The organism is Glutamicibacter sp., from assembly GCF_035257265.1.
Taxonomy (GTDB): domain Bacteria; phylum Actinomycetota; class Actinomycetes; order Actinomycetales; family Micrococcaceae; genus Glutamicibacter.
In genome coordinates this window covers 25,687-43,483 of record NZ_DATEXC010000012.1, presented here as the reverse complement: position 1 = coordinate 43,483, position 17,797 = coordinate 25,687, and the positions used below count along the sequence as shown (strand labels likewise).

Genomic DNA, 17,797 nt, shown 5'->3' with positions numbered 1-17,797 from the left:
ACACCACCGGTTCGTGCGATGCCCTCGCTGCGTGGCCTCTTGACCAGTAATTAGTGCAGATGCACTAGATAACTGAGCTGGTGCTCAACACGCACTAGGCACAACTTGATAGATGCGCACGATGTGCCGAATCCTGCCCGCTGGAATGCTGGATAACTGTAGAGATACGGCAGGAAGCCGCATCGCAGAAGGGGATGGAAGTTCATCGTGAACAGCTTAAACAAGGATGCCGGCACCGTACGGCTGGAATCTGTCAGCAAGGTCTACGGCAGGGGAGAACGTGAGGTTGTTGCGCTGCGCAATGTCACAGCACAATTTGCCAAGGGGTCGTTCACCGCGCTGATGGGGCCTTCGGGCTCGGGCAAGAGCACCTTCTTGCAATGCGCGGCGGGACTGGATCTGCCCAGTTCCGGGACGGTGTACCTTGAACAGCAAAAAATTAATGAGCTGACCGAGACCGATCTGACTAAGCTGCGCCGTGAACGGATAGGCTTCGTCTTCCAGTCCTACAATCTGCTCCCGGTACTCACCGTGCAGCAGAATGCGGCCCTCCCGCTCCGGCTGGCCGGCAGGAAACCCAGCAGGCAGCAGCTGCTGGACGTGCTTAACAAGGTGGGGCTCGGACAGCGCAAAAACCACCGGCCCGCAGAACTCTCCGGCGGGCAGCAACAACGGGTTGCCATTGCCCGGGCGCTGATCAGCGAACCGGCGGTGATCTTCGCCGACGAACCCACAGGTGCCTTGGATACCCGTAGCGCACGGGAAATCCTGGCGTTGCTTCAGCAATCGGCCAGGGTTATGGGCCGGACCATCATCATGGTGACCCATGATCCTGTTGCGGCTTCCTATGCGGATCGTGTCTTGTTCCTGGCCGATGGGCAACTGGCCGGAGAACTGCAGGACCCGACCCCCGAAGCCGTGGCCGAAAGACTGACCCATCTGGGCGATGCCGACGCTTCCGGGAATCTGGCGCACTCCCTTTCCAGCGGTGGAGGGAAGAACTGATGCTGCAGCTTGCCTTGCGTACCCTGCGCTTTCGAGCAGGAACTTTTGCCGCGGCCTTTCTGGCCATGTTTTTCGCCGCCGCCATCCTCATGGCGTGCGGAGGATTAATTGAGACGGGCATTCGCACGGCGGTGGTACCCGGGCAACTGGAATCCGCGGACCTTGTCGTGGCCGGAAATCAGGAATATCACGGTTCGGGTGGCGACCCAGATGAACCGCCGATCTTGCCCGAACGGGTCAGGATCGACGCGGAGCTGCAGGCCGCTATCCAAGCGTTGCCCGGGGTGGAACAAGTCCGCAGTCACGTCTTCGAAAATTCAGCACCCGCCGGAAAAATTGATGCGCTGAGCGTGGAGGTGGAGCCCGGAGCAGATCTGGGTGCGCTGCGTGAACGCATTAACGCTGAATTGGATGACTCCGCAGTCACCCTGATCGGAGAGGAACGCGGTCAAGCCGAACATGGCCAAGCCAAGGCCAGCGGCACCACGGTGATGGCCTTGGCCGGAGTCTTCACGGCCTTTGCGTTGCTGGTTTCCATCTTCGGTGTGAGCTCCATGCTGGCACTGTCGATCACCCAGCGTCAACGTGATTTGGCGTTGCTGCGTGCCATCGGGGGAACACCGGAACAGATCCGTTCCTTGGTGTTCCGGGAGACGCTGCTGCTGTCCATCATTGCCACCGCGCTGGCCGTAGCCCCTGGCCAACTTCTGGGCAGGGCCATGTTCAACCTGCTGTCCAGCGAAGGGATCGCCGCCGAAGGCCTGATCTTTCATCAAGGATGGGTTCCGACCGTCAGCGCCATGGTGATTGCTCTTGGCTCCGCTGTGGCTGGGGCGCTCAGCTCCGGTCGTCGGGCGGCCAGCATCAAGCCCACTCAGGCCCTGGCCGAGGCGTCGGTGCACAACATTCGTGGATCTAAGGGGCAATTGTTCTTGGGCGCAGGCGTACTTGCCGCCGGCATTGCGATGAGCCTGGTGACCGTGCTGGCCATGAGTGGTCCGCTGATGGCGGCCACCGGGGCACCGGCAGTGCTCCTGCTGTCTGTGGGATTCGCCCTGCTGTCGCCGATTCTGGCCAAGCTGAGCACCTTCGCCGTGCAGTGGCCGGCCCTTGCTATGGGCGGTGTGACCGGCCAGCTTGCGGTGCTTAATGCGCGAGGCAGCAGCGGGCGGATGGCTGCGGTCATGGCCCCCGTCATCTTGCTGACCGGGGTGTCCGCTGGCTTGCTCTATCTGCAGTCGGCCAACGATGCGGCCGACCGCCAGACCTTTGCCAGCACTGTGGTGGCCGATGCGGTGGTGGGCTCGGAGGATGGCTTCGATGCGGGCGAACTGGCACAGATTAATGCGCTGCCCGGCGTTGCAGCCGCATCGGAATACGTTGAAAGCACCGGGTTCATCGAACATCCACAGGACGCGTCTCCCCCTCATGAAGGATGGAACCTGGTCGGTGTCAGTGCCCGGGGCGCTGGCACCCTCACCGCTGCCACCATCAGTTCCGGGGCCTTGGGGGATTTCCACGGAAACCGCATCGCCATTGAGGAGCGGCACGCGCAGCGCCTGGAGGTGAGCCCCGGCGATCACATCACGCTTCGAATGGGCGACAACAGCTCCGTGGAGCTGGAAGTTGCTGGCTTGTTCACCGCGCCGGAAGGTTATGACAGCTTGCTGCTTCCTGCTGAAACACTGGCCTCGCACACCACCACCGGGTTTGCTACGCAGGTGCTGGTTTCGGCTCCCGAAGGCAGTTCCACCGAGCAGCTGATGCAGAGCCTAAACCAGTGGGCCGCAGGGCACCCAGGCATGGAAATTTCCGGAAAGGACGTCTTGCTGGCCGAATATGACGCCCAGAAGCAGACGGCGAACTTCGCACTTTACATGATGGTTCTGATGGTTGCCGGCTATGCCGCGATCACGGTCATCAATACACTGGCCTCGAGTATGATCGTGCGCCGCCGTGAATTCGGCGTGCAGCGTCTGGCGGGAGCGACCCGCAAGCAGGTGCTGCAGATGGTCTGGCTGGAGGGATGCATCGTATCGATCAGCGGCATCGCGATCGGCACCATGGCCGCCGCGATCATTGTCGTGCCGGTCAATATGGAGCGCTTGGGCTCCGTGATACCGGCCGGCTCGCCTTGGAGTTACCTTGCGCTGGTGGTTCTGACCACGGCGCTGATCCTGGGCTCCATGCTCATCCCGGCATTCAGAGTGACCCGCGGACGGCCTGCGGAAGCGGCGCTTTCGGTGGAGTAGAACTGCCGTGCACCGACGCCAACACCCCGGCAAGGTAGCTCTTGCCGGGGTGCTGCGATAGGTGCTGCTTAGTGCTTGGCCAGCTTCTTCGCTGGATCCGCGGTGCGCTTGTCAAAGATGAGCGCACCTACTTCCTGTTCGGCCTGGTTGCGGAAGGACAGGTCGATGCCCTTGCGGTCACGGATCAGGCTGACCGCGGTCAGCGAGATCGCCACGACGATCAGCAGGTACACGGCTACTGCGTTGGTGCCGCCGGTAGCCTGCACCAGCGCCTGAGCGATGGTTGGGGCGAAGGCGCCGCCGACGATTGCACCGATCGCGTAGGAGATCGACACCCCGGAGAAGCGGACCGAGGCGGGGAACATTTCAGAGTAGAGCGCGGACTGTGCGCCGTAAGTCAGGCCCAGTCCGATGCCGAAGATTCCGAAGGCCAGGTAGAGCAGGCCCAATGAACCGGAGTTGACCAGTGCAAAAACCGGGAAGAGCGACAGGCCCAGAATCACGAAGCCCACCTGGTAGGTGCGCACACGGCCCAGCATATCGGCCAGCACGCCGGCGACCATCGTGAAGATGAGCCAGATCGCTGCGCCGAAGACCACCGCGAGCAGCACGTCGGTACGTTCAAGTCCGATCGGACCGTCGGGGTTCGTGGTGTAGGACTGGAAGAATCCACCGGTCGTCATGTAGCCGGCAGCGTTGTTGCCAGCGAAGACCAGTGCGGCCACCAGAACCAGGCGCCAGTGCTTGCGGAACAGTTCCACAACCGGGACCTTGGTCTGGGCCTTCTGCTCGGCGATTTCCTCGAAGACCGGGGACTCGTCAACTGCACGGCGCACAAAGTAACCGATAGCGATCAGCACGATCGAGGCGAGGAACGGTACACGCCAACCCCACTGCACAAATTCTTCACCCGGTGAGATGACACCGGTCATCAGCGCCATGGTTCCCGAAGCGAGCAGCATGCCCAGCGGCACACCGATCTGCGGGTAGGAACCGGCACGTCCGCGGTGCGTATCTGGCGCGTGTTCCACGGCCATCAGTACCGCGCCGCCCCATTCGCCACCTGCGGAAATGCCCTGCACGATGCGCAGCAGCAGCAAGAGGATTGGTGCCCAGATGCCGGCGGTCTCGTAGGTCGGCAGCACGCCGATGAGCATCGTCGCGGCGCCCATCAGGCTCAAGGTCAGCACCAGCATTGCGCGGCGGCCGATCTTATCGCCGTAGTGACCTGCGAGGAATGCGCCCAGCGGGCGGAAGAGGAAGGACAAACCCACGGAAGCGAAGGAGATCAGCAGCGCGATGTCCTTGCCGGCCGGTTCGAAGAACAGGTGGCTGAAAACCAGGCCCGCGGCGGTCGCGTAAATGAAGAAGTCGTACCATTCAACGGTGGTGCCGATGATGGTGGCAAAAGCGACGCGTCGTTGATTGGACTTGGCGCTCCGCCCTGCTGTTGCTGCGGTGTTTCCCATGATGCTCCTCGCTGAGCCGTCGCGGCCCCCACGGCCGATACTGCGTGAGTGGTAAGTCACTCACCAGTGTCGCACCGCACATACCTAAGGTAAACTTCAAAGTTCTACAGAACAACTGAAGGTGAGCTTAAAAGTATGTCGAAGTTTACGCTGCGGCATCTGGAAATCATGGCCGAATTGCCCGATCATACAACCCTGGGGTCCGCGGCAAGCGAGCTGAATATTTCAGAATCGGCCTTGTCGCAGTCGATTACCGCGATCGAAAAGATCGCCCGGGAACCGCTGTGCCTGCGGCGCAAGGCCCATGGCATCACGATGACCGCCTCCGGGGAGTACTTCTCGTTGATGGCGCGGAAAATTATTGCCCAGGTCGGCGAACTGCAGGCCACCTTCCCGCATCAGGACGGGCAGCTGCGCGGTCCGGTGCGCTTTGGCTGCTTCGCCTCGCTTTCCCCGCATGTCATTCCGGCGCTGCTTGAGGGGTTTCCGCAGTTACACCCGAATCTGGATGTCAGCGTCCGGGTCGGCACGCACGAGGAGCTCATTCCGGCGCTGAACTCCGGGGAACTTGATATTGCATTCGTCTACGACCTGCTGCTGCCGCTCGAACTGAACAAACAGGTCATCTACGAAACCGAAATGCAGGTAGTGCTGCACCCGGAGCATCCGCTGGCGCAGCTGCAACGCCCCGTGGAGCTGACCGACCTGGTCGACGAACCGCTGATCATGTACGAATCCGTCCCATCCACCGAGTACACGATGCAGCTGTTCGCCGCCCAAGGGCTGGTCCCGAAAATCACCGCGTCGGTCCCGCAAATGATCCTGGTCAACGCGATGGTCGGACGCGGGTTGGGTTATGGCCTGCTGATGTCGCGCCCAAATAACGCCGAAATCTCCCTCGAAGGGCGCAAGCTGGCCATTCGCCGGCTCAGCCAACCCAATTACCCCAGTGCGGTGGTGGCCATTTGGCCGGGGAAGGCACAGCTTTCGGCGCGTGTGCTGGCGCTGATCGACTTCGCTATTACCACGATGAACGATTCGTGGCGCGAGAAATCTCCGGGTCACTAGAGGTCTCTGCTCCGCCGATACCCGATCACCTCGCGCGGAGAACCATGGGTGCTGCGCTGAAGGGGACTATCGCCCAGCAGCCGTGCTGGGCATAATGGGAAGTGAACCGAAGCACGCCGTAGGAGCTACATACCGAAGGGGCTAAGGACATGATTGGCATATGGCAGGCGATGGTCATCGACTGTGAAGATCCCAGCGCGTTGGCAACATTTTACGAGCAACTGCTCGGCATGATTCGGCTCGATGATCAACCCGACTGGGTGAGTATCGGCGATGCACCGGATCGACCGGCGCTCGCTTTTCAAGCGGTCACCCCGTATGTTTCTCCACAGTGGCCCGGGCATATTTCCCCGGCGCAAGCCCATGTGGACGTGAAGGTTAACGATCTGGATCTGGCCGAGGAACAGGTACTCGCGCTCGGGGCTACGGTCACCGGGGAAGGCTCGGAAACCTTTCGCGTGTATCTTGACCCGCAACAACACCCCTTTTGCCTGGTCAGTTGGTAACTAACCAGCACAGGTTCCGTAGTTAGCCCCAGTGGGTGAAGGCGATCTTCGCCGCCTGCAACCGTGAAGTGACACCAAGTTTGGACATCACCCGGGAGACATGCGTTTTGACGGTGGTTTCCCCAATGCCTAAGTCTTCGGCGATCTGCGGATTACTCAGCCCCTGGCCCAGGCGGCGAAGCACCTGAATTTCCCGATCGGTGAGCGTCTCAGGTAGCGCGCTGGCAGGCGGTGCCGCCTCGGTCAGCGCGCTCATCGCCTGGGCGACGACCCGGGCGGTGACCGCCGGATCGAGCACCGAATTCCCGCCGGCAGCGGTTTTGACAGCGGCGAGAATCTGCGTCGGCGTGGAGCTTTTGAGCAGAAAACCGTGCGCCCCGGCCTGCAGGGCTCCGAAGAGGTAGTCGTCATCGTCGAAGGTGGTCAAGACCAGCACCCGCGACAGCTGCGCGCTGCTGATTTCTTCGGTGGCAGCCACCCCGTCGAGAATCGGCATGCGCAGATCCATCAACACCACCGCCGGACGCAGAGCGCGGGTCATGCTCACCGCCTGGCGCCCGTCGGCGGCCTCTCCGAGAACTTCAATCTCCGGGTCCGCCTCGAGAATCATGCGGATCCCCATGCGCACCGTCGAGTGGTCATCCACGATCAAAACCTTCAAACTCATAGGTGGCCGTCAACTTCCTGCGCGGTCGGTTCGGTCGGTGGTTTAACTGCGTTGGCTTTAATCGGAAATTCACAGCGCACCCAAAATTCAGTGTCGCCGCCGCAAGCAAAGTACCCGTCGAACATCTGGGTACGTGCCCGAATATTCTGCAATCCACTGCCGGCCCCGGTGATGCTGGTGTGGGGCAATGCCGTGGTGAGCAACGGATTCTGTGCGCGGATCACCAGCACCTGGGCGCGGTGGAAAAGTTCCAGCGTAAGCGGCGTACCTGGCGCATGTTTTGCGTGGTTGACGAGTAACTCACGCACCGTGCGGTAAATCGCGGTCTGGATTGCTTCGGGAACCTGCGCTGCGCCAAAGTTTATGGCCGATTCCAAGCTAATGTGCTGACCGGCGGCTTGGAAAGACTGGATCAGCTCGGTTAGCCCACTCAGATCGGCGCGCAGTATCGAGCTCTTTCCGGCATGCAACATCCGCACCATCGCGGTCATTTCTTCCAGTCCGGCCACCGATTCGCTGCGAATACTGTCCAAGGGGATACGCAAATTTTCCTGCGTGGCTACCGAATCTCGTTCCAGCAGTGCCGCGCTTAGCAGTGCGATGGACGATAACCGGGCGGAGAGTACATCGTGCATCTCCCGGGCGAGGGCAGTGCGCTCCTCGACGCTCTGCGCACGATGTTCGGCGACCAACAGCTCTTCGCGGTTCGCCGCGGCGGCACCCACCGCGGTGGCGCGCGCCGATTCGCTCTCTGCCAGTTCCTGGGCGGTGCGCACATTTTGCGCCCACAACATCGGGGTGAAGAGGATGAATCCGGCAACAAATACCACCAGCACCGCCTCGCTGGCCGAACTGGTCAGTGACCAAACATATCCGGCGGTGAGCAGGGTCAGCACACATAAAATGATCAGCGTCCAACGTCGCACCGGCTCGCTGGCAAGCAGGTAGATGCTGAAGACCGCTTCGAAGAGCAGGAAGTAGCCGCCGATGCTGCCTTGCCCGAGCAACAACAGCGCGAATAACGTCATCCACAGTGCGCTGAGCGTCGGGGCTTTGCGCCGGGTGAACATCGCCGCGACGCCAAGTAAGAGCACCGGGAACCACCAGCCGGCCAATGGCTGAAACATCGGCCACGGCGGGTTGACCAACTGCGAAAGGTGAAGCACCACGGTGAGCACCACGTACATCCCGGCCGTTTGGGGTTCCTGATCGCCGCGGCCCAAGCGCCGAAGCAACGTGGCTAAATTTCTTCTCACCAAATAATTATGCGCTCAGGCTTGTGCCCGGCGCGTCCTCCTTTAGTAGGACTGCCGGTGGACCGTTGCCCGATGTGCAGCGCGAGCTGGGGACAGCACACTGGAAACCATGGATCTCATGACGCAGGCTCCGGGCCTGACACTATTCATCTTGGCGCTGATCGATGCGACCTCCATCGGCACGCTGATCATTCCGATCTGGTTGCTGCTGCGCCGCGACTATCGACGCGCGATCCCCCGGGTGATCGCCTATCTGGGGATCTTGGCGATCTTCTACGCGGTCGTTGGGTTGCTGCTTCGCTCCGGCTGGGATTTAGGCGCCAGCCTGCTTCCCGACGGGTTTTTCCAGCGCCCGGTGCTGCGGCTACTGGGCTTGGCACTCGGAGCCGGCATGATTATTTGGGCGCTGACTTATCAAACCGATGCGCAGAAGGAGAAGGCGCGAGCCAAAACGGCGGCGAAAACCGCGGCACAAACGACCGCGGATACCTCCATCACGCAGGCCCGGGCGCCGCACAGCGCGAATGATTCGGGAGCTACGGTCCAGCCGGAGGTGCCGCACAGGCTTCGCGCACTGCTGGGCCGCGCGTTGGATAGTAAAACCGGGGTGCTGGTGCTGGCGTTGGTGGCCGGGCTGCTCGAACTACCCACAATGCTTCCCTACCTGGGGGCGATGCCGGTGCTGAAAAACTCCGGCTGGGCGGAATCGACCCAGCTCATCGCGCTAGGACTGTACTGCCTGGTGATGATCACGCCTGCGCTGGTCTTGGTGGGGGTGCGCGCGCTGGCCGGGGAGAGGCTCGATGCCTGGCTGCAACGGATCGGGACCAAACTTGGCCGGTATGCGCAGGAAACGCTGGGCTGGGTGGTGGGGATCGCCGGTTATCTGCTGATCCGTAGCACGCTGAGCGGATCGGACCTGGCGTCCTTGTTTGAGCGGGTCGTGAACTCATAGTGGCCGGGGCACGCTGTGGGCGAACCGGGCGCATCTAATTGGTCACCGGTGAGACAAGGTGAGATAATTGTCAGTATGGAACCTCTAGGCAGCACCGCGAAGCAGGGCAAAAAAGTTACCCTGAACGCATCAACTTTGGCCATGGCCGTGATGGTTGTCGTCCTTTTGGTGGCGGTAGTCTTCGCCGCTAACTCCAATCAGGTCGTCGGCTGGTTCATCGTCGCGATCTCTGCCGGTTGGCTGCTGCTGGCAGCATTTATGATGTTCGGCCTCAAGCGCGGTGCCGATAAGATCAACAACTCGCTGCGTGAAGCGACAGCGGCGGCCACCGGCCGTGCACAGGGCGCCTCCACCGTCGTCGTCGACGAGGGCACCAGCCAGCGCGATATGAAGCTGGACCACTCCTTCAAGATCATTCAGGTGCAGACCCGGGTGATCGATGAGCAGCGCGCCAAGAACGATGCCGGCTCCGCCGAAATGATCGACCGCGCCTTGGAAACTATTCGGATGACCGCGACGAACGCCCGCGACATGATGAAACCTTCCGGGGACGCCATCGACGGCGAAATCGTGAACTAAATACATTTGTTACCGCGCAGCGCAACGTTCAGGCAGAACGTTGCGCTGTCTTTTTGTAAGGTGGAATTGTGATACCTACCAGCGTGGAAATTTTGAGCAAGAATGCCGGCGCCGTGCGCGTGGCCTCGGTCAACGTCAACGGCATACGCGCGGCCTACAAGCGTAATATGCCCGACTGGATCAACGCGCGTGACGCGGACATCCTCTGCCTGCAGGAGGTGCGCGCACCGGATGCGATCCTGCGCGAACTGATCGGCGAGGGCTGGTCCATTCTGCACGCCGAAGCCAAGGACAAGGGCCGCGCCGGGGTCGCGGTGCTTTCCCGCGCCGAACCGACCGCCGTGCGTGAGCACATCGGTGAGGAGTACTTCGCGCAATCAGGCCGCTGGGTGGAAGCTGATTTCACCATGGCCGACGGATCCACCCTGTGCGTGGTTTCCGCCTACGTGCACTCCGGCGAGCTGAACACGCAAAAGCAGGAAGACAAGTACCGTTTCCTGACCCGCATGAACGTGCGGCTGGTTGAGCTGAAAAATGAGAAAGACCATGTGCTGGTGGTGGGCGATTTGAACGTCGTGCACACCGAAAAGGACATCAAGAACTGGAAGCCGAACCACAATAAGCGCGCCGGTGTGATGGACGAGGAGATCGCCTACTTCGACGGGTTCTTCGGCCCGGAGATCGGCTACAAGGATGTGGCCCGGGAACTGGCCGGCGACGCCCAGGGACCGTACACCTGGTGGTCCTTCCGCGGGCAGGCCTTCGACAACGATGCCGGTTGGCGTATCGACTACCAGATGGCTACCGCGGATCTTGCCGCGAAGGCCGTCAAGTCCCACGTAGACCGCGCCTCGGCCTACGATCTGCGCTTCTCCGACCACGCACCGTTGGTTGTCGACTACCAGTTCTAAAAGGAACCACAATTCATGGAAACACTACGCCCCCGCGTCCTATCCGGGATGCAGCCTTCCGGCGACTCACTCCACCTGGGTAACTATCTGGGCGCCCTGGTCAACTGGGTCAAAACCCAGGATGACCACGACGCGTTTTTCTTCATTCCGGATATGCACGCGATCACCGTCTCGCAGGATCCCGCCGAGCTGCGCGCACGTACCCGTAAAACCGCCGCGCAGTTCATCGCCGGCGGCATCGACCTGGACAAGTCCACGCTCTTCGTCCAGTCTCAGGTGCCCGAACATGCCCAGCTGGCCTGGGTATTAAACTGCATCACCGGTTTTGGCGAAGCCAGCCGAATGACCCAGTTTAAGGACAAATCCTCCAAGGGCGGCGCCGATGCTGCCAGCGTTGGCCTGTTCACCTACCCGGTGCTCATGGCAGCTGACATCTTGCTCTACCAGCCGCAGGGTGTCCCGGTCGGGGATGACCAGCGTCAGCATGTGGAGCTGGCCCGCGATCTGGCCAAGCGTTTTAACCACCGTTTTGGTGAGACTTTTGTGGTGCCCGAGGCTTTCATCCCCAAGGAGGGCGCACGCATTTACGACCTGCAGAACCCGACCTCGAAGATGTCCAAGTCCGCCGAGTCGCCTGCAGGTCTGATCAATGTGCTCGACGAGCCGAAGCAGATCGCCAAGCGGATCAAGTCAGCGGTCACCGATGCCGGCAGCGTCGTGGCCTACGACAAGGAAGAAAAGCCTGGGGTGTCCAACCTTTTGAACATCCTGGCTGCGATGACCGGAAAGCATGTGCCGGAACTGGTCGCCGAGTTTGAAGGCAAGATGTACGGGCACCTGAAGGTGGCGGTGGCAGAGGCCGTGGTTGAACGCCTTACTCCGATCCGCACGCGCACCCTCGAACTGCTCGACGATCCTGCAGAGCTTGACCGGCTGCTGCTGGCCGGCGCGGCAAAGGCCCGCGAGGTCGCCTCGGCCACCGTCGCCGATGTCTACCAGAAGGTCGGCTTCCTGCCGCCGCTGGGAAGCCACAGTTAATCGTGAGTGATCAGGCCACGGAAGTTGAGGACCCCCAATTCACCTTGGGGGTCGTCATTCCCGTGCCCGAACCACAGCGCAGCGTCTTGCGTGAATGGCGCCGGAAATTCGGGGGAGCGGACACCGAGACGATCGACCCGCATATCACCCTGGTCTCCGGCGGCTACCTCAACTCCTGGGAGCAAGCCGCGGCGCAGGTCCATCGGGTGGCCGCTGGCAGTTCGCAGTTCAGTGTTCGGCTGGCCTCCGCACGCTCTTTCCAACCCTCCAGTCAGGTGGTGTATCTGCCGTTAGCTGCCGGTTCGCAGCGTTGCTGGGCGCTGCATGAGGCGCTGCTTGCCGGGCCGCTGCGTCACGAGTCAAAGTTCGACTACCACCCGCACCTGACGATCGCACAGAATGTGCCGGAGGCCGATTTGGCCGCCGCATACACCGCGTTGCAGGAGGTGGAGCTGTGCTTCGACGTGCACAGCGTGCAGCTGTTCGACACCCGCCATGGGGCCTGGAACTTCTGCGAACAAATCGCGTTGGGTCGCTGAACCTGAACCCGTAGGTGCAAATAGCCAAAAAATCCCGTGGAATAAAAATGTTCCACGGGATTTCTATCGCCCTAAGGCAGCGGCGTTTGGGTTACTTGGCGCGAACGTTGGCTTCGATCTTCGCGCCGGTGTCTGCGTCGATGTTCTTCCAGTATTCCAACGCGTTGCTCAGCACTGGCTCGGCAACCCCGTCGAGGGCACCGGTGACAGTGTTGACCAGTTCGGCGCGCTGGGCGTCGTCCATAACCTCGCGGACCAGGATGCCTGGCTGGACGAAGTCGCCGTCGTCCTCGCGCAGCGTGTAGGCCGCACGCACCAGCTCCCCATCGGACTCGAAGGAGTTATCCACCGGTCCGGTCTGGTCGCTGTAGGAATCGCCGAAGGAGTTCGGCGCGTAGACGCTGCGGTCCCCGGTGTGCTCGAAGGTCATATTGCCTTCGAAGTTGTACGAGTTGACCGGGCATTTCGGCTTATTCACCGGCAGCTGCTGGAAGTTGGTGCCGATGCGGTAACGCTGAGCGTCGGCGTAGGCGAAGTTACGGCCAAGGAGCATCTTGTCCGGGCTCATGCCCATGCCTGGAACCATGTTGGCTGGCGAGAATGCTGCCTGCTCGATCTGCGCGAAGAAATTCTCCGGGTTGCGGTTCAGCGTCATCGTGCCGACCTTGATACGCGGGTAGTCCTTCTTGGACCAGACCTTGGTCAGGTCAAATGGGTTGTAGCGGTAGGTCTTTGCCTCGTCGTACGGCATGATCTGCACGTAGAGGTCCCACTGGGGGAAGTTGCCGGCCTTGATGTTGTCGAACAGGTCGCGGCGGTGGAATTCTGCGTCCGCTCCTGCCAGTGCCTCGGCCTCGGCGCCAGGCATGGTCTCGAACTTGTCGGACTGCTTGTTCAGGAAGTGGTACTTGACCCAGAACTTCTCACCGGCAGCGTTGACCCACATGTAGGTGTGCGAGCCGTAGCCGTTCATTTCGCGCCAGGTCTTAGGCAGGCCGCGCTGGCCCATGATGTAGGTGACCTGGTGGGCAGATTCGGGGTTCTGCGTCCAGAAGTCCCACTGCATGGTGCCGTCGCGCAGACCGGAATCCGGCAGGCGCTTCTGCGAGCGGATGAAGTGCGGGAACTTCATTGGATCGCGCAGGAAGAAGACCGGGGTATTGTTACCGACCAGGTCGAAGTTGCCTTCGGTGGTGTAGAACTTCATCGAGAAGCCACGCACGTCGCGCCAGGTGTCTGGGGAACCGAGCTCACCGGCGACGGTGGAGAAGCGCATCAGGGTTTCGGTTTTCACACCTGGCTGGAACAGTGCAGCCTTGGTGTACTGCGAAATGTCTTCAGTGGTTTCGAATTCGCCGAAAGCACCGGCGCCCTTTGCATGCGGGCGGCGTTCTGGCACGTTCATGCGGTTGAAGTGCTGCAGGGTTTCGACCAGGTGGTGGTCGTGCAGGACGATCGGACCATCTGCGCCTACGGTCAGGGAGTTGCGGTCACTGACCGCTGGGATGCCTGCCTGGGTGGTCGAACCGCTAGGGTTCACGTTCTGATTCTCAGCCATTGTTTCTCCTTTGCATGGATCCTACATTTTTGTCAGGAAGAGTGCGGCGGGAATACGCCGCGGTGCTCCGCCCTGGCAAGGGCCTCATCCACGGGCGCGGAACGCACCGTAGAGGTCTATGAAATTCTTGGGTTTCAAACGGCTCAGAGTTTGTCCACGCGCAGAGGCGCAGCGTGCAAACTGGTACAAATAACCGGTGAAGCCCATAGTTCCCATCATGCCATAAATTTGAATGGATCCAAATAGGGAATGTGGAATTCACCGCATTGTTGCCAGGCGTTAATTGCTCGGTTAACGCACAAAGAGGCTCGAACCCAGTGGTTCGAGCCTCTTTGCGAGGACTAGGGACTAATCCTTAGACGGTGCGCGACAAGATTGCCTGCTTGACCTCGGCAATAGCCTGGGTCACCTGGATGCCACGCGGGCATGCTTCGGTGCAGTTGAAGGTGGTGCGGCAACGCCACACGCCTTCCTTGTCGTTCAGGATCTCCAAACGCATATCGCCTGCATCATCGCGCGAGTCGAAGATGAAGCGGTGTGCGTTGACGATTGCTGCCGGGCCGAAGTACTGGCCATCGGTCCAGAAGACCGGGCAAGACGAGGTGCACGCGGCGCAAAGAATGCACTTGGTGGTGTCCTCGAACTTAGCGTGGTCCGCTGCCGACTGGTAACGCTCGCCCGATGGCTCGTGGCCATCGTTGATCAGGAACGGCATGATCTCGCGGTAGGACTGGAAGAACGGTTCCATGTCGACGATGAGGTCCTTTTCAAGGGGCAGGCCCTTGATGGCTTCAACGGTGATCGGCTTGGAGGTGTCCAGGTCCTTGAGCAGGGTCTTGCAAGCAAGACGGTTGCGGCCGTTGATGCGCATGGCATCCGAACCGCAGACGCCGTGTGCGCAAGAGCGGCGGAAAGACAGCGAACCGTCATGCTCCCACTTGACCTTGTGCAGGGCGTCCAGCACGCGGTCGGTGCCGTACATGGTCAGCTTGAAGTCTTCCCAGTACGCGTCAGCGGTGCTCTCCGGGGTGTAACGGCGAACGCGCAGGGTGATGTTGAAGGTAGGGATTTCTCCGCCACCGCCAACACCTGGCTTCAGCTCGATCTTTGATGCTGGTTCCGGAAGTTCCGTGCTCATTAGTACTTACGCTCCATCGGCTGGTAACGGGTAAAGATGACGGGCTTGGTTTCCATGCGAATGCCGGAAATGCCCTCGGTGGTAGCCGTTGCGTCGCGGTAGGACATCGAGTGCTTCATGAAGTTCTCGTCGTCGCGGTTCGGGAAGTCCTCGCGGTAGTGTCCGCCGCGCGATTCCTTGCGGTGCATGGCGGCAGCGGTCATAACCTCTGCCATGTCCAGCAGGAAGCCAAGCTCGATGGCTTCCAGAAGGTCAAGGTTGAAGCGCTTGCCCTTATCCTGGACCGAAACGTTCTTGTAACGCTCACGTAGTTCTTCGATGACAACCAGTGCGCGATCCAGCGAATCCTTGTCGCGGAACACCTGAACGTTAGCGTCCATGATGTCCTGAAGTTCCTTACGCAATACCGCAACACGCTCGGTACCGGTGGAGTTCAGCATCGCGTCGATCTGGGTGCTGGTGAACTTCTCTGGATCCTCTGGAAGTGCGACGAAGTCTGCGGTAGCCGCGTACTTCGCTGCCGAGATGCCGGCGCGCTTACCGAAGACGTTGATGTCCAACAGCGAGTTGGTGCCCAGACGGTTTGATCCGTGGACCGAGACACAGGCGACTTCGCCGGCCGCATAGAGTCCTGGGATCACGGTGTCGTTGTCCTGCAGGACCTCGGCATCGATATTGGTAGGGATACCACCCATCACGTAGTGCGCGGTCGGGAAGACCGGTACCGGCTCGGTGTATGGCTCTACACCCAGGTAGGTACGCGCGAACTCGGTGATGTCCGGAAGCTTCGCATCGATGTGCGCTGGTTCCAGGTGAGTGAGGTCAAGCAGTACGTAATCCTTGTTGGGACCACAGCCACGGCCTTCGCGCACCTCATTGGCCATCGAGCGCGCGACGATGTCACGCGGTGCGAGGTCCTTGATGGTTGGTGCGTAGCGCTCCATGAAGCGCTCACCTTCGGAGTTACGCAGGATTGCGCCTTCGCCGCGAGCAGCCTCGGAAAGCAGGATGCCCAGACCGGCCAGGCCGGTCGGGTGGAACTGCACAAATTCCATATCTTCCAGCGGGATGCCCTTACGGAAGGCGATGCCCATGCCGTCACCGGTGAGGGTGTGGGCGTTGGAAGTGGTCTTGAAGACCTTGCCGGCGCCGCCGGTTGCGAAGACAACCGACTTGGCCTGGAAGATGTGCAGCTCGCCGCTAGCCAGATCGTAGGATACGACGCCAGCAACGCGCTTCTGCTTGTAGGCGGTGCCATCTTCGCGGTAGGCATCTTCTTCAACCATCAGCATGTCCAGCACGTAGTACTCGTTGTAGAACTCAACGTTGTGCTTGACGCAGTTTTGGTAGAGGGTCTGCAAGATCATGTGGCCGGTGCGGTCAGCTGCGTAGCAAGCACGGCGTACCGCTGCCTTGCCGTGGTCACGGGTGTGACCGCCGAAGCGACGCTGGTCAATCTTGCCCTCTGGGGTGCGGTTGAATGGCAGACCCATTTTTTCCAGGTCCAGCACGGCGTCGATGGCTTCCTTCGCCATGATCTCCGCTGCGTCCTGGTCAACCAGGTAGTCGCCACCCTTGACGGTGTCGAAGGTGTGCCACTCCCAGTTGTCTTCCTCGACGTTGGCAAGTGCTGCACACATGCCACCCTGGGCCGCACCGGTGTGCGAACGGGTTGGGTAAAGCTTGGTTAGCACTGCGGTGTGTGCGCGCTGACCGGATTCGATCGCCGCACGCATACCTGCACCACCGGCACCGACGATGACTACGTCGTACTTGTGTACCTGCATTCTTGATGCTCTCTTTTCTAAAAAATCTTTGTGACTAAAAAACGGGTTCTAGCACTGTGGCAACGGGCTGTTCACGATGCATGGATCGAAGGTGAAGATCACCAGGGAGCCAAGCACGATGATGAAGATCGTTGCTACGTAGAGCAGACCCTTTAGCCACGCACGGGTTGCGTGCTTCTCGGCGTAATCGTTGATGATGGTACGCACACCGTTGGTGCCGTGCAGCATCGACAACCACAGCAGTGCCAAATCCCAGAACTGCCATACTGGATCGGCCCACTTGCCGGCAACAAAGCCGAAGGAGAGGCCGTTGACGCCCTCGCCGGTGAGCAGGTTAGCGATGAGGTGCCCGAAAATCAGGATGACCAGCACTACGCCTGAGAGGCGCATAAACAGCCATGCAAGCATCTCGAAGTTGCCGCGCGACTTTGGTCCGCGAACATACTTCGGATCTAGACGCTGGCTACGTGGTTCAGCAATTTCTGCGCTCATGGTTTAGTGTCCTCCGAATGCAAGCGAGAGGTGGCGGATTGCGAAGCCGGCGAATACAACTACCCAAACGCCGATGACGCCCCACAACAGCTGACGCTGGTACTTGGTGCCCTGTTTCCAGAAATCAACCAAGATCAAACGCAGACCATTAAACGCGTGGAAAAGGATGGCAGCGACCAAAGCGGTTTCGCCTAATGCCATCAAGGGGTTTTTGTAAGTGGCAATCACTGCGTCGTATGCACTGGCATCGACGCGTACAAGTGCTGTATCAAGCACGTGCACTAAAAGAAAAAGGAAAATAACGACACCGGTGACCCGGTGTCCCACCCAGGACCACATGCCTTCACGGCCGCGGTATAGGGTGCCTGACGAAGTCTTCGACACTGAACTAAACCTCCAAGGCTCGCAACGGCGCATGTGTATATTGCACACAATGAGATTTGACGCACTTGTGCGAGCGTTCCTTGTGCGAGTCTAAACCACAAATGAGCCTTGGTTCTATCTTGAGTCTTGTGCTTGTGAGTATGTTCACCGAATAGTGGCATTTTTGCGCTTAATGGCCGGGAATAAGCGCGTA

17 protein-coding genes are annotated in these 17,797 nt (G+C 60.4%); 9 read left to right on the top strand and 8 right to left on the bottom strand.

Annotated elements, in window-relative coordinates:
- Nucleotides 1-207: 207 nt before the first annotated feature.
- Both VJ369_RS01040 and VJ369_RS01035 read left to right on the top strand, forming a co-directional pair.
- A complete protein-coding gene (locus VJ369_RS01040; RefSeq protein ID WP_324090301.1) occupies nucleotides 208-1,005 on the top strand; it encodes an ABC transporter ATP-binding protein in 798 nt (265 codons plus the stop codon).
- The gene (locus VJ369_RS01035; protein WP_324090300.1) at nucleotides 1,005-3,257 is read left to right on the top strand and encodes an FtsX-like permease family protein; all 2,253 of its coding nucleotides are present in this window, start codon (nucleotides 1,005-1,007) and stop codon (nucleotides 3,255-3,257) included. The genes VJ369_RS01040 and VJ369_RS01035 overlap by 1 nt, the downstream gene beginning before the upstream one ends.
- A 68-nt stretch (nucleotides 3,258-3,325) precedes the next feature.
- On the opposite strand, the gene VJ369_RS01030 is transcribed toward VJ369_RS01035, so the two are convergent.
- Nucleotides 3,326-4,726 carry an MFS transporter gene (locus VJ369_RS01030; protein WP_324090299.1) on the bottom strand — a complete coding sequence of 467 codons (1,401 nt, stop codon included), beginning with the start codon at nucleotides 4,724-4,726 and terminating at the stop codon, nucleotides 3,326-3,328.
- 135 nt (nucleotides 4,727-4,861) lie between these two features.
- Here VJ369_RS01030 and VJ369_RS01025 point away from each other — a divergent pair, with 135 nt between their 5' ends.
- Entirely contained in the window at nucleotides 4,862-5,794 is a 933-nt protein-coding gene (locus VJ369_RS01025; protein WP_324090298.1) for a LysR substrate-binding domain-containing protein, read from the top strand.
- Between the two features lie 149 nt (nucleotides 5,795-5,943).
- Nucleotides 5,944-6,300 (top strand): VOC family protein, encoded by a 357-nt coding sequence (locus VJ369_RS01020; RefSeq protein ID WP_324090297.1) that lies wholly within the window; start codon nucleotides 5,944-5,946, stop codon nucleotides 6,298-6,300.
- Between the two features lie 22 nt (nucleotides 6,301-6,322).
- On the opposite strand, the gene VJ369_RS01015 is transcribed toward VJ369_RS01020, so the two are convergent.
- Together VJ369_RS01015 and VJ369_RS01010 are read right to left on the bottom strand one after the other, a co-directional pair.
- Complete coding sequence (locus VJ369_RS01015) at nucleotides 6,323-6,967, bottom strand: response regulator transcription factor (protein WP_324090296.1); 645 nt, start codon at nucleotides 6,965-6,967, stop codon at nucleotides 6,323-6,325.
- Entirely contained in the window at nucleotides 6,964-8,223 is a 1,260-nt protein-coding gene (locus VJ369_RS01010; RefSeq protein WP_324090295.1) for a sensor histidine kinase, read from the bottom strand. Before VJ369_RS01010 ends, VJ369_RS01015 begins: the two co-directional genes overlap by 4 nt.
- Nucleotides 8,224-8,332: 109 nt before the next feature.
- On the opposite strand from VJ369_RS01010, the gene VJ369_RS01005 reads away from it, so the two are divergent.
- The 5 genes from VJ369_RS01005 to VJ369_RS00985 all read left to right on the top strand — a co-directional run bounded on the left by VJ369_RS01005 (nucleotide 8,333) and on the right by VJ369_RS00985 (nucleotide 12,245).
- Nucleotides 8,333-9,178: a GAP family protein gene (locus VJ369_RS01005; RefSeq protein ID WP_324090294.1), complete on the top strand. Its 846-nt coding sequence runs from the start codon at nucleotides 8,333-8,335 to the stop codon at nucleotides 9,176-9,178.
- Between the two features lie 75 nt (nucleotides 9,179-9,253).
- Nucleotides 9,254-9,757, top strand: a complete 504-nt coding sequence (locus VJ369_RS01000) for a hypothetical protein (RefSeq protein ID WP_324090293.1) — start codon at nucleotides 9,254-9,256, stop codon at nucleotides 9,755-9,757.
- A 68-nt stretch (nucleotides 9,758-9,825) separates the two neighbouring features.
- Nucleotides 9,826-10,668, top strand: coding sequence for an exodeoxyribonuclease III (locus VJ369_RS00995; protein WP_324090292.1), 843 nt, complete (start codon nucleotides 9,826-9,828; stop codon nucleotides 10,666-10,668).
- 15 nt (nucleotides 10,669-10,683) lie between these two features.
- Entirely contained in the window at nucleotides 10,684-11,706 is a 1,023-nt protein-coding gene (gene trpS, locus VJ369_RS00990; protein WP_324090291.1) for a tryptophan--tRNA ligase, read from the top strand.
- Nucleotides 11,707-11,708: 2 nt separating this feature from the next.
- Nucleotides 11,709-12,245 carry a 2'-5' RNA ligase family protein gene (locus tag VJ369_RS00985; protein WP_324090290.1) on the top strand — a complete coding sequence of 179 codons (537 nt, stop codon included), beginning with the start codon at nucleotides 11,709-11,711 and terminating at the stop codon, nucleotides 12,243-12,245.
- Between the two features lie 91 nt (nucleotides 12,246-12,336).
- Here the strand turns inward: VJ369_RS00985 and VJ369_RS00980 are convergent, their stop codons facing one another.
- The 5 genes from VJ369_RS00980 to sdhC form a co-directional block, all read right to left on the bottom strand.
- Entirely contained in the window at nucleotides 12,337-13,803 is a 1,467-nt protein-coding gene (locus tag VJ369_RS00980; protein WP_324090289.1) for a catalase, read from the bottom strand.
- Nucleotides 13,804-14,158: 355 nt separating this feature from the next.
- Complete coding sequence (locus VJ369_RS00975; RefSeq protein WP_096256550.1) at nucleotides 14,159-14,941, bottom strand: succinate dehydrogenase iron-sulfur subunit; 783 nt, start codon at nucleotides 14,939-14,941, stop codon at nucleotides 14,159-14,161.
- On the bottom strand, nucleotides 14,941-16,728 hold the full coding sequence (sdhA, locus tag VJ369_RS00970) for a succinate dehydrogenase flavoprotein subunit (RefSeq protein WP_324090288.1): 1,788 nt from the start codon (nucleotides 16,726-16,728) through the stop codon (nucleotides 14,941-14,943). Before sdhA ends, VJ369_RS00975 begins: the two co-directional genes overlap by 1 nt.
- Before the next feature lie 48 nt (nucleotides 16,729-16,776).
- Nucleotides 16,777-17,220, bottom strand: coding sequence for a succinate dehydrogenase hydrophobic membrane anchor subunit (locus VJ369_RS00965; RefSeq protein ID WP_105678178.1), 444 nt, complete (start codon nucleotides 17,218-17,220; stop codon nucleotides 16,777-16,779).
- A gap of 3 nt (nucleotides 17,221-17,223) precedes the next feature.
- On the bottom strand, nucleotides 17,224-17,637 hold the full coding sequence (sdhC, locus tag VJ369_RS00960) for a succinate dehydrogenase, cytochrome b556 subunit (protein ID WP_170947871.1): 414 nt from the start codon (nucleotides 17,635-17,637) through the stop codon (nucleotides 17,224-17,226).
- Nucleotides 17,638-17,797: the final 160 nt, after the last annotated feature.